The organism is Streptomyces flavochromogenes, from assembly GCF_000717595.1.
In the GTDB taxonomy this organism is placed as follows: domain Bacteria; phylum Actinomycetota; class Actinomycetes; order Streptomycetales; family Streptomycetaceae; genus Streptomyces; species Streptomyces flavochromogenes.
On sequence record NZ_JNZO01000032.1, the window covers coordinates 20,743 to 35,196 of the forward strand.

The 14,454-nt window shown below is 70.9% G+C and carries 10 protein-coding genes; 3 read left to right on the top strand and 7 right to left on the bottom strand.

What is annotated here, in order from left to right; all coding sequences use genetic code 11:
* The first annotated feature begins 17 nt into the window (after positions 1-17).
* Positions 18-689 (top strand): HAD family hydrolase, encoded by a 672-nt coding sequence (locus IF00_RS0132890; protein ID WP_030324429.1) that lies wholly within the window; start codon positions 18-20, stop codon positions 687-689.
* Positions 690-795: 106 nt separating this feature from the next.
* Here IF00_RS0132890 and IF00_RS0132895 read toward each other — a convergent pair whose 3' ends face one another.
* On the bottom strand, positions 796-1,350 hold the full coding sequence (locus tag IF00_RS0132895) for a DJ-1/PfpI family protein (RefSeq protein WP_030324431.1): 555 nt from the start codon (positions 1,348-1,350) through the stop codon (positions 796-798).
* A 434-nt stretch (positions 1,351-1,784) separates the two neighbouring features.
* On the opposite strand from IF00_RS0132895, the gene IF00_RS0132900 reads away from it, so the two are divergent.
* Positions 1,785-6,758 (top strand): NAD-glutamate dehydrogenase, encoded by a 4,974-nt coding sequence (locus IF00_RS0132900; RefSeq protein ID WP_030324432.1) that lies wholly within the window; start codon positions 1,785-1,787, stop codon positions 6,756-6,758.
* A 66-nt stretch (positions 6,759-6,824) separates the two neighbouring features.
* Here IF00_RS0132900 and IF00_RS0132905 read toward each other — a convergent pair whose 3' ends face one another.
* From IF00_RS0132905 to IF00_RS0132915, 3 genes are read right to left on the bottom strand one after another with little or no spacing between them, the layout of a single operon-like run.
* On the bottom strand, positions 6,825-8,129 hold the full coding sequence (locus tag IF00_RS0132905) for a glycosyltransferase 87 family protein (protein WP_037639601.1): 1,305 nt from the start codon (positions 8,127-8,129) through the stop codon (positions 6,825-6,827).
* A 38-nt stretch (positions 8,130-8,167) separates the two neighbouring features.
* The gene (locus IF00_RS0132910; protein ID WP_030324436.1) at positions 8,168-8,995 is read right to left on the bottom strand and encodes an ABC transporter ATP-binding protein; all 828 of its coding nucleotides are present in this window, start codon (positions 8,993-8,995) and stop codon (positions 8,168-8,170) included.
* Positions 8,988-9,893, bottom strand: a complete 906-nt coding sequence (locus IF00_RS0132915; RefSeq protein ID WP_030324437.1) for an ABC transporter permease — start codon at positions 9,891-9,893, stop codon at positions 8,988-8,990. Before IF00_RS0132915 ends, IF00_RS0132910 begins: the two co-directional genes overlap by 8 nt.
* Before the next feature lie 202 nt (positions 9,894-10,095).
* Here IF00_RS0132915 and IF00_RS0132920 point away from each other — a divergent pair, with 202 nt between their 5' ends.
* Positions 10,096-10,695 carry a TetR/AcrR family transcriptional regulator gene (locus IF00_RS0132920; RefSeq protein WP_030324438.1) on the top strand — a complete coding sequence of 200 codons (600 nt, stop codon included), beginning with the start codon at positions 10,096-10,098 and terminating at the stop codon, positions 10,693-10,695.
* 110 nt (positions 10,696-10,805) lie between these two features.
* Here the strand turns inward: IF00_RS0132920 and IF00_RS0132925 are convergent, their stop codons facing one another.
* The 3 genes from IF00_RS0132925 to IF00_RS0132935 are packed head-to-tail and all read right to left on the bottom strand — an operon-like array spanning position 10,806 to position 14,419.
* Positions 10,806-11,726, bottom strand: a complete 921-nt coding sequence (locus tag IF00_RS0132925; RefSeq protein WP_030324440.1) for a carbohydrate ABC transporter permease — start codon at positions 11,724-11,726, stop codon at positions 10,806-10,808.
* Positions 11,723-13,045, bottom strand: coding sequence for a carbohydrate ABC transporter permease (locus tag IF00_RS0132930; protein WP_030324442.1), 1,323 nt, complete (start codon positions 13,043-13,045; stop codon positions 11,723-11,725). The genes IF00_RS0132925 and IF00_RS0132930 overlap by 4 nt, the downstream gene beginning before the upstream one ends.
* Positions 13,046-13,054: 9 nt before the next feature.
* Entirely contained in the window at positions 13,055-14,419 is a 1,365-nt protein-coding gene (locus IF00_RS0132935) for an ABC transporter substrate-binding protein (protein ID WP_051820738.1), read from the bottom strand.
* Positions 14,420-14,454: the final 35 nt, after the last annotated feature.

Below are 14,454 nucleotides of genomic sequence, written 5' to 3' on the forward strand. Positions count from 1 at the left end.
CCGGGTACCGTCTCCCCATGGGGAAGCGCGACGGCTTGCGCGGCAAGCATCTGGTCTGGGACTGGAACGGCACACTGCTCGACGACATCAGTGCGGTCATCGGGGCGACCAACGCGGCGTTCGCCGAGCTGGGGCTCGAATCGATCACTCTTGAGCGGTACCGGGAGCTCTACACGGTGCCCGTGCCCAAGTTCTACGAGCGGCTCATGGGACGGTTGCCCACCGACGCCGAGTGGTCCGTCATGGACGGCGCCTTCCATCGGCACTACTGGGAGCGGGCCGAAGCCTGCGGGCTGACCGCCGGGGCCGCGGAGCTGCTCGCGGCGCGGCAGGCGTCCGGCTTCACCCAGTCACTGCTGTCGCTCGCGCCGCACGCGGAGTTGGTGCCGCTGGTGCGGAGGCACGGGATCGCGGAGCGGTTCGTACGGATGGACGGGCGGGTCGACGCGTCCACGGACGGGAAGTCGGGGCACATGGTCCGGCACCTGGCCGCGCTCGAAGGGGTGCTCGCCGAGCGGGTCGTCGTCATCGGTGACGCGGCGGACGACGCGATCGCGGCGCGGCATGTCGGGGCTCGGGCGGTGCTGTACACCGGGGGGTCGCACAGCCGGGCCTCGCTCTCACGGGTCGGGGTGCCGGTGGTCGACACCCTGGAGGAGGCCGTGGCTGTCGCGGAGGAGCTGGTCTGACGGGTTCCGCCCGGTGGCGGGGAGGGGGCCTGAGGGCCGGGTTCCGCCCGGGGGCGGGGCCTGAGGGCCGGGTGCCGCCCACCACCGGGCCGGCGTCAGCCCGGCGTCAGGCCTTGGCGCGGAGGACCTTCAGGAATTCACGCATCCAGGTGGGGTGGTCCGGCCAGGCCCTTGAGGAGACCAGGAGACCGTCCACCACCGCCGCGCTGTCCTGGAAGGTCGCGCCGGCCGCCTGCATGTCCAGTTCCAGGGCCGGGTACGCCGTGACCCTGCGGCCCTCCAGGCCGCCGACCGCCGCCGTCAGGAGCGGGCCGTGGCAGATCTGGGCCACCGGCTTGTCCGCGTCGAAGAAGGCCTTCAGGATCTTGCGCAGCTCCGGGTCGTTGCGCAGGTACTCCGGCGCCCGGCCGCCCGGGATCACCACCGCCGCGTACGCGCCCGGGTCGACCTCGGAGAAGGCCAGGTCGGCGGGCCAGGTGTAGCCGGGCTTCTCGGTGTACGTGTCGAAGCCCGGCTCGAAGTCGTGGACGACGAAGCGGAGCTGCTTGCGGGCGGGGGCGGCGATGTCGACCTCGTAGCCCTCTTCCAGTAGCCGCTGGTAGGGGTACATCACCTCCAGCGATTCCGCCGCGTCCCCGGTCACGATCAGGATCTTCGCCATGGCTCTCCCAGATCACAGATGGTCGGTCTGCCGTGCTGCGCCCATGCTCGCGTACACGCTGCCCGCGGCGGGGTGCTTTGCCAAGAGGACATGTGTCGCTGTCCAGAACGTCAAACTTCCACCCCCGCTTTTGTACACATACGGACCATGACGGTTCGGGGGGCGAGGGCGATAGGCTTTTGCCGTGATCAGCGCGATACGCCGAGGGGGCAGTGAAGCCCCCGGCTGCCGCCCGGTCCGCGACAGCGGCCGGGCCGACAGTGCGTTCGCCGATCCTCTCCGTCCGGGCGCGCCGCTCTCCGTGGCCGATAACGACCCGGGCATCTCTCATTCGGGCATAACGTCGTCTTCGACCGGAATCACCGCGTCGAGGCGTCGTTCTGTCCTTTCTTCCACCGACGTCACGCAACGGCGCGCGACAGGAGTCAGAGGACATGCAGACCAAGCTGGACGAAGCCAAGGCCGAGCTGCTCGAAAGGGCCGCTCGGGTAGCTGAGCACAGCCCGGTCGGGGGGCGACTTCCGACGGGCCCTGAGGGTGCCGGGAAGCACCCGGACCGGGACACCGTGCTCGAGTACCTCCAGCGCTACTACCTGCACACCGCGCCGGAGGACCTCGGCGACCGGGACCCGGTCGACGTGTTCGGCGCGGCGCTCTCTCACTACCGCCTCGCGGAGAACCGTCCGCAGGGCACGGCGAACGTGCGCGTCCACACTCCGACGGTCGAGGAGAACGGCTGGACGAGCAGCCACTCCGTCGTCGAGGTCGTCACCGACGACATGCCGTTCCTGGTGGACTCGGTCACCAACGAGCTCTCGCGCCAGGGCCGCGGCATCCATGTCGTGATCCACCCGCAGGTCCTCGTCCGCCGCGACCTCACGGGCAAGCTCATCGAGGTCCTGTCGGCGCAGATCCAGGGCGAGCTGCCGCACGACGCGCTCACCGAGTCGTGGATCCACGTCGAGATCGACCGGGAGACCGACCGCGCCGATCTCAAGCAGATCACCGCCGATCTGCTGCGCGTCCTGTCCGACGTCCGTGAGACGGTCGAGGACTGGGAGAAGATGCGCGACACCGCCCTGCGGATCGCCGAGGGCCTCCCGGCCGAGCCCACCGCCTCCGACCTGCGTCCGACCGAGGTGGAGGAGGCCCGCGAGCTGCTGCGCTGGCTCGCCGACGACCACTTCACCTTCCTCGGCTACCGCGAGTACCAGCTGGTCAACGGTGACGCCCTGTCCGCCGTGCCCGGCACCGGCCTCGGCATCCTGCGTTCCGACCCGCAGCACTCGGGCGACGACCAGGGCCACCACGCCCACCCCGTCTCGCCGTCCTTCAGCAGGCTGCCCGAGGACGTCCGCGCCAAGGCGCGCGAGCACAAGCTGCTGATCCTGACGAAGGCCAACAGCCGCTCGACCGTGCACCGCCCCTCGTACCTCGACTACGTCGGTGTGAAGAAGTTCGACGCCGACGGCAACGTCATCGGTGAGCGCCGCTTCCTCGGCCTGTTCTCCTCGGCCGCCTACACCGAGTCCGTGCGCCGTGTTCCCGTCGTCAAGCGCAAGGTCCAGGAGGTCCTGGCGGGCGCGGGCTTCTCGCCGAACAGCCACGACGGCCGCGACCTGCTCCAGATCCTGGAGACGTACCCGCGCGACGAGCTGTTCCAGACCCCGGCCGACCAGCTCCGGTCCGTCGTCACCAGCGTCCTGTACCTCCAGGAGCGGCGCCGGCTGCGCCTGTACCTGCGCCAGGACGAGTACGGCCGCTACTACTCGGCCCTCGTCTACCTGCCGCGGGACCGCTACACGACCCGTGTCCGGCTGCGGATCATCGACATCCTGAAGGAGGAGCTCGACGGCACCAGCGTCGACTTCACCGCCTGGAACACCGAGTCGATCCTGTCCCGGCTGCACTTCGTCGTCCGCGTCCAGCCCGGCACCGAGCTGGCGAAGCTCACCGACGCCGACGTCGACCGCATCGAGGCCCGGCTCGTCGAGGCCGCCCGCTCCTGGTCCGACGGCTTCGCCGAGGCGCTCAACGCCGAGTGCGGCGAGGAGCGTGCCGCGGAGCTGCTCCGCCGTTACGGCAACGCCTTCCCCGAGGGCTACAAGGCCGACCACTCGCCGCGCGCGGCCGTCGCCGACCTGGTGCACCTGGAGGCCCTCGCCCGGACCGGCGGCGGCAAGGACTTCGCTCTCTCGCTCTACGAGCCGGTCGGCGCGGGCCCCGGCGAGCGCCGCTTCAAGATCTACAAGACGGGCGACCCGATCTCCCTGTCCGCCGTGCTCCCGGTGCTCAACCGGCTCGGCGTCGAGGTGACCGACGAGCGGCCGTACGAGCTGCGCTGCGCCGACCGCACGCACGCCTGGGTCTACGACTTCGGTCTGCGGATGCCCGTCGCGACCGGCAACGGCGGCGACTACCTCGGCGACGACGCCCGCGAGCGTTTCCAGGAGGCCTTCGCCGCCACCTGGACCGGCGAGGCCGAGAACGACAACTTCAACTCGCTCGTCCTCTCCGCCGGCCTCAACTGGCGCGAGGCGATGGTGCTGCGCGCCTACGCCAAGTACCTGCGCCAGGCCGGTTCGACGTTCAGCCAGGACTACATGGAGGACACCCTCCGCAACAACGTCCACACCACCCGGCTGCTCGTCAACCTCTTCGAGGCCCGGATGGCCCCGGAGCGCCAGCGCGCCGGCACCGAGCTGATCGACGCCCTCATGGAGGAGCTGGACGCCGCCCTCGACCAGGTCGCGAGCCTGGACGAGGACCGGATCCTGCGGTCCTTCCTGACCGTCATCAAGGCCACGCTGCGGACGAACTTCTTCCAGGTGACGGCGGACGGTACGCCGCACTCGTACGTGTCGATGAAGTTCGACCCGCAGGCCATCCCGGACCTTCCCGCGCCCCGCCCGGCTTTCGAGATCTGGGTGTACTCCCCGCGCGTCGAGGGTGTCCACCTGCGCTTCGGCAAGGTCGCCCGAGGCGGTCTGCGCTGGTCCGACCGCCGCGAGGACTTCCGTACGGAGATCCTCGGCCTGGTCAAGGCGCAGATGGTGAAGAACACCGTCATCGTGCCCGTCGGCGCCAAGGGCGGCTTCGTCGCCAAGCAGCTCCCGGACCCGTCCGTGGACCGTGACGCCTGGCTGGCCGAGGGCATCGCCTCGTACAAGACCTTCATCTCGGCGCTGCTCGACATCACCGACAACCTGGTCGCGGGCGAGGTCGTGCCGCCCCTCGACGTGGTCCGCCACGACGAGGACGACACCTACCTGGTGGTCGCCGCCGACAAGGGCACCGCGACCTTCTCCGACATCGCCAACGGGGTCGCCGAGTCGTACGGCTTCTGGCTCGGCGACGCGTTCGCCTCCGGCGGCTCCGCCGGATACGACCACAAGGGCATGGGCATCACAGCCCGCGGCGCCTGGGAGTCCGTCAAGCGGCACTTCCGCGAGCTGGGCCACGACACCCAGACCGAGGACTTCACGGTCGTCGGCGTGGGCGACATGTCCGGCGACGTCTTCGGCAACGGCATGCTGCTGAGCGAGCACATCAGGCTCGTCGCCGCGTTCGACCACCGGCACATCTTCATCGACCCGAACCCGGACGCGGCCGTCTCGTACGCCGAGCGCCGCCGGCTCTTCGAGCTGCCCCGCTCCTCGTGGGCCGACTACGACACCTCGCTGCTCTCCGCGGGCGGTGGCATCCACCCCCGCAGCGCCAAGTCGATCCCGGTCAACGCGCAGGTCAGGGCTGCCCTCGGCATCGAGGACGGCATCACCAAGATGACCCCGGCCGAGCTGATGAAGGCCGTGCTCCACGCGCCCGTCGACCTGCTGTGGAACGGCGGCATCGGTACGTACGTCAAGTCCTCGGCCGAGTCGAACGCCGACGTCGGCGACAAGGCCAACGACGCCATCCGCGTCGACGGCCAGGACGTCCGAGCCCAGGTCATCGGTGAGGGCGGCAACCTCGGCGCGACCCAGCTGGGCCGTATCGAGTTCGCCCGCACCGGCGGCCCCGAGGGCCAGGGCGGCAAGGTCAACACCGACGCCATCGACAACAGCGCCGGCGTCGACACCTCCGACCACGAGGTCAACATCAAGATCCTGCTCAACGGGCTCGTCGCCGAGGGCGACATGACCGTCAAGCAGCGCAACAAGATCCTCGCGGAGATGACCGACGAGGTCGGCAAGCTCGTCCTGCGCAACAACTACGCGCAGAACACGGCCCTCGCCAACGCCGTCGCCCAGTCGCCGTCCCTGCTCCACGCCCACCAGCGGTTCATGCGCCGTCTGGGCCGCGACGGGGCCCTCGACCGGTCCCTGGAGTTCCTGCCCAACGACCGGCAGATCCGCGACCTGCTCAACAACGGCCGCGGTCTGAGCCAGCCGGAGCTCGCCGTCCTCCTCGCGTACACCAAGATCACGGTGGCCGACGAGCTCATCGGCACGGAGCTGCCGGACGACCCGTACCTGCGGGGGCTGCTCCACGCGTACTTCCCGACGCTGCTGCGCGAGAAGTTCACCGAGGCCGTCGACAACCACCCCCTGCGTCGCGAGATCATCACCACCGTCCTGGTCAACGACACCGTCAACGCCGGTGGCTCGACCTTCCTGCACCGCCTCCGCGAGGAGACGGGCGCGTCGATCGAGGAGATCGTCCGGGCGCAGACCGCGGCCCGGTTCGTCTTCCGCCTCGGCCAGGTCTGGGACGCCGTCGAGGCCCTCGACAACCAGGTGCCGGCCGACGTCCAGACCCGGATGCGGCTGCACTCCCGTCGGCTCGTCGAGCGCGGCACGCGCTGGCTGCTCAACAACCGGCCGCAGCCGCTCCAGCTCACCGAGACCATCGAGTTCTTCGCCGAGCGCGTCGAGCAGGTCTGGGCGCAGCTGCCGAACCTGCTGCGCGGCGCGGACCTGGAGTGGTACCAGTCGATCGTGGAGGAGCTGACCGAGGTCGGCGTGCCGGAGGAGCTCGCGCTGCGGGTGGCCGGCTTCTCCTCCGCCTTCCCGATCCTCGACATCGTGGGGATCGCGGACCGGACGGGCAAGGACTCGCTGGCGGTGGCCGAGGTCTACTACGACCTGGCCGACCGGCTGCGGATCACCGACCTGATGGACCGGATCATCGAGCTGCCGCGCGACGACCGGTGGCAGTCGATGGCCCGTGCGTCGATCCGTGAGGACCTGTTCGCGGCGCACTCGGCGCTGACCGCGGACGTCCTGGCGGCCGGGAACGGCACGTCGAGCCCGGAGCAGCGGTTCAAGGACTGGGAGGAGAAGAACGCGGCCATCCTGGGCCGCGCGCGGACGACCCTGGAGGAGATCCAGGGCTCGGACACCTTCGACCTGGCGAACCTGTCGGTGGCGATGCGGACGATGCGCACGCTGCTTCGTACGCACAGCTAGCCGCTGAAGCAGTGGAGTGAGAAGGGGCCCCACCGGACGACCGGTGGGGCCCTTCCCCTGTCTGTTCTACGCGGCTTCCTCGGGCGGTCCGGTGACCGTCGACGTCCACAGGCGGCGGGCGGCGAGCAGGGTCGCGGCGAGCAGCAGGCCGTTGCGGAGGGCCATGACGGTCAGCCCCTGAGGGGTGCCGGCGACGACGTGGTCGTACAGGACGGGGTACGCGAGGGAGCTGAGGGCGGCCGCCGGGAGGAGCAGCAGCGCCACCGGGCGCATCACGGTGCTGCGCGAGGTCAGACAGACGGCGGCGAGACCCAGCAGCCAGATCATGTACTGGGGGCTGATCACCCGGCTGGTGACGGTGAACAGCAGTACGGCGGTGAGGGCCGCGTCGAGCGGGGTGGCGGCGGTCCAGCGGTGGGCCCGGACGCGCCACAGGAGCAGCCAGCCGAAGGCGATGACGGTGAGCAGCAGGGCGAGGTGGCCGAGGCTGGAGACGTACGGGCCGACGTACTCGAAGGCCCCGTAGCGGAATTCGACCCTGCCCGGCCAGCTGCCGCCGGCCTTGGCCAGCGCGAGGGCGGTGCCGCCGAGCGACTCGATCTGGATGCCGCGGCTGCCCTGCTGGCGCAGGAAGCCGAGGGAGTCGGAGAAGAACAGCGCGAGAGTGGCGAGGAGGGCGAGGGCCGCGACGACCGCGGCGGTCCAGGCCTCGCGGGTGGTGCGGCCCCGGGGAGTGCCGATCAGGGCGAGCGCCGGCCAGACCTTGACCATCGCGCCGATGCCCGCGAGCGCCCCGCCGAGCTGGTGGGCGGCGGTCGAGCGGGCGGTGAGCGCGAGCAGCGCGAGGACGGCGAGGGCGGTGGTCTGGACGTCGTACCGCGCGAGCGGCAGATGCAGGAGCAGCGGCAGTCCGCAGACCCAGATCCAGGTGCCGTGGGTGAGCCGGACGCTGTCGGCGCGGGCGAGTGCGGCGGTGACGACGGCGTCGGCCAGGAGGGTGAGGGCGACGAACGCCTGGACGTACGTCAGCCAGGGGAGGATGCCCGGCGACATGATCACGAGTCCCGCGCCGGGCGGGTACTGCCAGGTGACGTCGCCGGGCGGGAAGGTGCCCTGGGCGAACTGCTCGTACCAGTACCGGTAGAGGTCCACCTCGCGGCGGACGCCGCCGATGCCGAGGGTGTCGCGGAGGAGCAGCAGCACCATGCCGACGCGGGTGATCAGCCAGACGGAGGCGACGGCGAGGTAGGGGCCGCGGCCGACCGTGACGAAGGTGGCGGAGGTGAAGGTGTCCGAGTCGAAGGGGGACCCGGTGAGGTGGGGAGGCTCGGCGCGGGTCCCTGGTGGCGACTGGGGGTGATCGTTCGTCATCCCTCCGCACTGTAGTCCTTAATGTCTTATTTGCCCCTTTACTTGGCCCCTGTTGTGGCTCCTGTCGCGGTGAACTCCTCGTACGCCGCCACCACCTCCTTCGCCGGGCCGTCCCTCCGCAGCGTGCCCGCCTCCAGCCACAGGGCCCGCTCGCAGGTCTCCGTGATCGTCGAGTTCGAGTGGCTGACCAGGAAGACCGTCCCCGCCGCCGCCCGCAGTTCGTCGATCCGCTGCTGGCTCCGGCGGCGGAAACGCGCGTCGCCGGTGGACAGGGCCTCGTCGATGAGCAGGACGTCATGGCTCTTCGCGGCGGCGATGGAGAAGCGCAGTCGCGCCCCCATGCCGGAGGAGTACGTCCCCATGGGGCGGGAGATCGCGTCGTCCTTCTCGTTGATGCCGGAGAAGTCCACGATCTCGTCGTAGCGCTCGCGGACCTCCGTGCGGCTCATGCCCATCGCGAGACCGCCCAGGATCACGTTCCGCTCGCCGGTGAGGTCGTTCATGAGGGCCGCGTTGACGCCGAGGAGCGAGGGCTGCCCGTCGGTGTACACCTGGCCCCGCTCGACGGGCTGAAGCCCCGCGATGGCCTTCAGGAGGGTGGATTTCCCAGATCCGTTCGAACCGATCAGGCCAATTGCCTCGCCCCGGTACGCGACGAAGCTGACGCCCTTCACGGCGTGGACCCGGCGGCCGGTCGGCCGCTTCTCGCCGCGTCGGAGCATGCGGCTCAGTGCGGCCGTCGCGGCACCTCGGCCGCCGGCGCTGCCGCCGCCGACCGTGTAGGTGACGTGGACTTCGTCGACCACGACGGTCGGGGTGGGCGTGGGCGGGTGGGCGGGTGCGGGGGTGCTCTGCGGGTCAGCCACGGCCGTACGTCTCCTCCGCCTTCCAGAACCAGATGAAACCGCCCCCGAAGGCCAGCAGGGCCCAGCCGGCGGCGAGTGCCCAGACGTGCGGCGGCAACTGCGCCGAGGTGTAGCTCCCGATGAGTGCGAAGCGCATCAGGTCGATGTAGACCGCCGCCGGGTTGCACTGGAGGGCGAGCACCACGCCGTCGGGGAAGCGTCCGCTCGCCGCCAGGTGCTGGATCGACCACATCGCGCCCGAGGCGTACATCCAGGTGCGGAGCACGAACGGCATGAGCTGGGAGATGTCCGGGGTGCGGGCCGCGAGCCGGGCGAGGACGAGCGCCACGCCCGTGTTGAACAGGGCCTGGCAGAGCAGCGCGGGAACGGCGAGGAACCAGCTCCAGGCGGGGAACTCGCCGAGCCCGAGCAGGATCATGACCAGTGCGGCGAGTGAGAGCAGCAGCTGCTGGAGCTGCTGGAGCGACAGGGAGATCGGCAGGCTGGCGCGGGGGAAGTGCAGCGCGCGGACGAGACCCAGGTTGCCGCTGATCGCGCGGGTGCCGGCCAGGATCGTGTTCGAGGTGAACGTCCACACGAAGATGCCGGTGATCAGGAAGGGCACGTAGTCGGCGACGCCCTCCTTGGCGTCCATGAGGACGCCGAAGATCAGGTAGTAGACGGCGGCGTTGAGCAGCGGGGTCATCACCTGCCAGACCTGGCCGAGCCGCGCCTGGCTGTACTGGGCGGTCAGCCGGGCGGTCGCGAAGGCGGTGATGAAGTCGCGGCGGGACCAGATCTGCCGGGCGTAGGCGGGCAGCGAGGGGCGGGCGCCGCTGACGGTGAGGCCATGGCGCAGGGCGAGTTCGCGCAGGTCCTCGGTGGAGGCCTCCCGGAGAGGGGCCTCGTGGGGAGGCATGGCCCCGGGAGGGGGTTTCCGCAGGGGCGGGGGAAGCGTCTGGGTGGTCACGGGTGGGCGCTTTCGACGAAGGGTGCGGGCAGCCTCGGCGATGGAACGGGTCCGTATCGTCGCTACGGGGAGACTAAAGCGCTCCTGCGTCGGAACGCAACCGTATCGTCGTGACGTGCTCGGGGCGTCGCCGTTGGTTAGGATGCCGTTCATGACCGATCCGACCCCCCGCCGCGCCCCCGCCGGAGCGGCCGTACTCCGCGAGGACGTGACCGAGGCCATCCGTGCCGCCGTCTTCGAGGAACTCGCGGCCGTCGGCTTCGCCCGGATGTCCATCGAGGGCATCGCGCGCCGCGCGGGAGTCGGCAAGACCGCCGTCTACCGGCGCTGGAAGTCCAAACTCGCCCTCGTCCTCGACCTCGTCGGGGCCTTCGCAGCCCAGGGCCTGCCCGCGCCCGCCACCGGCTCCCTGCACGGGGACGTGCGCGCGCTCCTCCAGGTGGCCTCGCACGCGCTGCGCCACCCCGTCGCCTCGCAGGTCATCCCGGACCTGCTCGTCGAGGCGGCCCGGCAGCCCGAGATCGCCGAGGCCGTCACGGCCGCGCTGCTCGACGGCCAGCGCGGCGTCATGAGCCAGGTCGTCCGCGAGGCCGTCGCCCGCGGCGAACTCCCCGAGGGCACCGACCCGGGCCGCGCCCTCGACCTGGTCGTCGGGCCCCTCTACTGGCGGCTCGTCGTGGTCCGTACGCCGCTGCCCCAGGGGTACGTGGACGACCTGGCGCGGTCGGCGGTGGCGGCGCTCAAGGCCTAGGAAGTCGCGGGTCGCGATCACGAACCCCGCGCCCCCGCCCGCGTACGACCGCTCCCCGCGCCCCCGCCCGCGTACGACCGCTCCCCGCGCCCCCGCCCGCGTACGACCGGCTACTTCACCGCGCCCGCCATCACCCCCGTGGCGAACTGGCGCTGGAACGCGAAGAAGACCACCAGGGGTACCACCATCGACACGAACGCCCCCGGCGCCAGCACGTCGACGTTGTTGCCGAACTGCCGTACCTGCTGCTGCAGCGCCACCGTGATCGGCGGCGACTGCGAGTCCGCGAAGATCAGCGCGATCAGCATGTCGTTCCACACCCACAGGAACTGGAAGATCCCCAGCGAGGCGATCGCGGGACCGCCGAGCGGCAGCACCACCCGGGTGAACAGCCGCACCTCGCCCGCCCCGTCGAGCCGCGCCGCCTCCAGGAGCTCGCGCGGGATCTCCGCGAAGAAGTTCCGCAGCAGGAAGATCGCGAACGGCAGGCCGAAGGCCGTGTGGAAGAGGACCACCCCGAGCGTCGTCTCGAAGAGACCGACCGCGCCGAAGAGCTTCGACACCGGGACGAGTGCCACCTGCACCGGGACCACGAGCAGCGCGACCACCCCGAGGAACCACCAGTCCCTGCCCGGGAACTCCAGCCACGCGAACGCGTACCCGGCGAACGAGCCGAGGAGGAGGACGAGGAGCGTGGACGGGACGGTGATCAGGACCGTGGAGAGCAGGGAGTCGGTGATCGTGTCGTTGGCGAGGAGACGGCTGTAGTTCTCGGTGGTCAGCTGGGCCGGGGCCGTGAACACCTGCCACCAGCCGCTCGCCGCGATGTCGGAGGGGGAGCGGAGCGAGGACAGCAGCAGTCCGATCGTCGGCAGCAGCCAGAACAGGCCCGCCAGGACGAGGAACACCCGGACCGCGCCCCCGGCGGCACGGGCGCCGGCCCGCGCCGCGAAGCTCCGGGGCGCGGGGGAACCCGCGAGCGGTGCGGAGACGTCGGTACGCGCGCGCGTGCGGGTGGCGGAGGAACTCATCGGCGGGCCTCCCGGCGCATGCGGCGGATGTTGACGACCATCACGGGGACCACCAGGAGCAGCAGCAGGACGGCGATGGCCGAGCCGACCCCGAGATCGGCGTCCGTACCGAACGACGAGCGGTACAGCTGGAGCGCGAGCACGTTCGCGTCGTCCTGGGCCGAGCCCGGCGCGATGACGAAGACCAGGTCGAAGACCTTGAGCACATTGATCATCAGGGTGACGAGGACGACCGCGAGGACCGGGGCGAGCAGCGGCACCGTGATCCGGCGGAACACCTGCCATTCGTTCGCCCCGTCCACCCGCGCGGCCTCCAGCAGCTCGCGGGGGACGGCGGCGAGCCCGGCGCCGATCAGCACCATGGCGAACCCGGCCCACATCCACACGTAGGCGCCGATCACGGCCGGGGTGACGAGCCGGGGGCCGAGCCACTCCACGCCGTTGTACTGCTCCCGGAAGTTGCTCGCGGGCAGCCGCAGCACGGCTCCGTCGGCGCGGTCGGCGGGCAGCGTGAAGGTGCCGTCGGCCGCCGCCGTGGCCCGGGCGACCACCTTGCCGTCCCGTACGGCCTCGATCCGCAGCCCCGCGAGGCCCAGTTCGGCCGGGTCGACGGCGTTCTGCCGGCCGCCGCCGCCCCGGGTGAAGTCCAGCCAGGCGGTGCCCGTGATCGTGTCCGGCGTCCCCGGCGCCGCGCCCGGTGCCCGCGCCGGGCGGGCCTCCTCCGGCATCTGACCCGGCGCCACCCCGATCAGCGGAAGCCGTACGGGCTCCCCGGCGCGCACCGGCTCCTTCGTGACGAACGCGCCGCCGCCGGCCGCCTCCAGCGGATGGACGGGCAGCGGCCGGGCCCGTGGGAACCCGGACGACTCGGCGAAGGTGTCGTGGACCCCGACCCAGACGGCGTTGGCGACCCCGCGGTCCGGGTCCTGCTCGTAGACCAGCCGGAAGATGATCCCGGCGGCGAGCATCGAGATCGCCATCGGCATGAAGACGATCAGCTTGAACGCCGTGCCCCAGCGCACCCGTTCGGTGAGCACGGCGAAGATCAGGCCGAGGGCGGTCGCGACCACCGGGGCGACGACCAGCCAGATCACGTTGTTGCGGGCGGCGGTGCGGAGCGAGTCGTCGGTGACCAGGGCGAGGTAGTTGTCCAGGCCGACGAAGGAGGAGCCGGAGCTGTCGAAGAACGAGCGCTGGACGGAGTACCCGATGGGGTAGACGACGAGCGCTCCCAGCAGGATCAGGGCCGGGAGCAGGAACCCCGCCGCGACCGTCCTGTTCCTGTTTCCGGTGTTCCGGAGCGTGTTGTGCCTCGGCATGCCGGGGCCTCAGCTCTTCGCCGCGGCCCGGTACGCCTTCTCCGCGTCCTTCTCCAGGCGCGCCTGGGTCCCCGCGATGTCCTTCGGGTTCTTCAGGAAGTCCTGGAGCGCCTTCCACTCGCCCTTGCCCGGCGTCCCGCCGAAGGACTGCGGCATCTGGTCCGACATGTCGAAGCGGAAGTCGTCACCGGCGCCGATCAGCGCCTTGGCGATCTCACGCTGGACGTCGTTCGGGTACGCCGACGGGTCCAGGTTCTTGTTGGGGGAGACGAAGCCGCCCTCGGCCGCCCAGATCTTCGCCGCGTCCGGGGAGGCGAGGAAGGCGAGCAGCGCCTGTGCGCCCTTGGTGTCCTTGAGGGCCACGGCCGCGTCGCCGGCCGTCACCACGGGGGTGGTGCCCGTGCCGACGGTGGGGAACGGGAAGACCTTCGCGTCCGTCCCGATCCTGGCCTTCGTCTGGGCGATGTTGACGGCCGCGAAGTCGCCCTCGAAGACCATCGCGCCCTTGGGTGTGTCGCCGCCCGTGAAGGTCTGGGTGACCGACACCGGGTACTCCGTCTGCAGCGCGCCGCTCGTGCCGCCCGCGAGCAGTGCGGGTTTGCCGAAGAGTTCGCCGAGCGTGGTCAGGGCCGCCGTGACGGACGGGTCGGTCCACTTGATCGTGTGCTTCGCCAGCTGGTCGTACTTGGCCGGGCCCGCCTGGGAGAGGTAGATGTTCTCGAACCAGTCGGTGAGCGTCCAGCCGTCCGCGCCGCCGACCGACACCGGGGTGACGCCGTACGCCGAGATCGTCTCGGCGGTCGTGAGGAACTCCTTCCAGGTCTTCGGCTCGGTCGCGCCGGCGCTCTCGAAGACCGCGGAGTTGTACCAGACCAGGGACTTGTTGGCGGCCTTGAAGTAGACCCCGTACTGGGTGCCGTCGACCGCGCCGAGCTCCTGCCAGCCGCGCGAGTAGTTGGCGGCCAGCTGGGCCTTGCCCTCCGGGCCGACCGGCTTCAGCCACTTCTGCGTCGCGGCCTGCTGGATCGCGCCGACCTGGGGGAGCATCGCCACGTCCGGGGGTGAGCCGCCCGCGATCTTCGTGCCGAGGAAGTTCACGATCGGGTCCTGGGCGGGCACGAAGGTGACCGTTGCGCCCGTGCGCTTCTCGAACTCCTTCAGGACCTTGGTGAAGTTCTCCTGCTCGGGCCCCGTCCAGACGGCGGCGACCTCGATCTTCTCGCCCTTGAGGGGAAGGGCGCCGCCGCTGGGCCCGGCTTCCCCCGGGTCCTTGTCGGATCCGCCGCCACCGCAGGCCGCGAGGGTGAGTGCGGTGATGGCGGTGAACGCCGTGATGGCCACCGCGGTCTTGCGTGGACGAAGAGTTGTACGCATCGCTGCCCCGTCTCTCCCGTGCGCTTCGCTGTCCC

Coding starts and splice junctions, on each gene's coding strand:
- IF00_RS0132890 (WP_030324429.1), top strand. CDS start 18: ATGGGGAAGCGCGACGGCTTGCGCGGCAAGCATCTGGTCTGGGACTGG.
- IF00_RS0132895 (WP_030324431.1), bottom strand. CDS start 1,350: ATGGCGAAGATCCTGATCGTGACCGGGGACGCGGCGGAATCGCTGGAG.
- IF00_RS0132900 (WP_030324432.1), top strand. CDS start 1,785: ATGCAGACCAAGCTGGACGAAGCCAAGGCCGAGCTGCTCGAAAGGGCC.
- IF00_RS0132905 (WP_037639601.1), bottom strand. CDS start 8,129: ATGACGAACGATCACCCCCAGTCGCCACCAGGGACCCGCGCCGAGCCT.
- IF00_RS0132915 (WP_030324437.1), bottom strand. CDS start 9,893: ATGCCTCCCCACGAGGCCCCTCTCCGGGAGGCCTCCACCGAGGACCTG.
- IF00_RS0132920 (WP_030324438.1), top strand. CDS start 10,096: ATGACCGATCCGACCCCCCGCCGCGCCCCCGCCGGAGCGGCCGTACTC.
- IF00_RS0132925 (WP_030324440.1), bottom strand. CDS start 11,726: ATGAGTTCCTCCGCCACCCGCACGCGCGCGCGTACCGACGTCTCCGCA.
- IF00_RS0132930 (WP_030324442.1), bottom strand. CDS start 13,045: ATGCCGAGGCACAACACGCTCCGGAACACCGGAAACAGGAACAGGACG.
- IF00_RS0132935 (WP_051820738.1), bottom strand. CDS start 14,419: ATGCGTACAACTCTTCGTCCACGCAAGACCGCGGTGGCCATCACGGCG.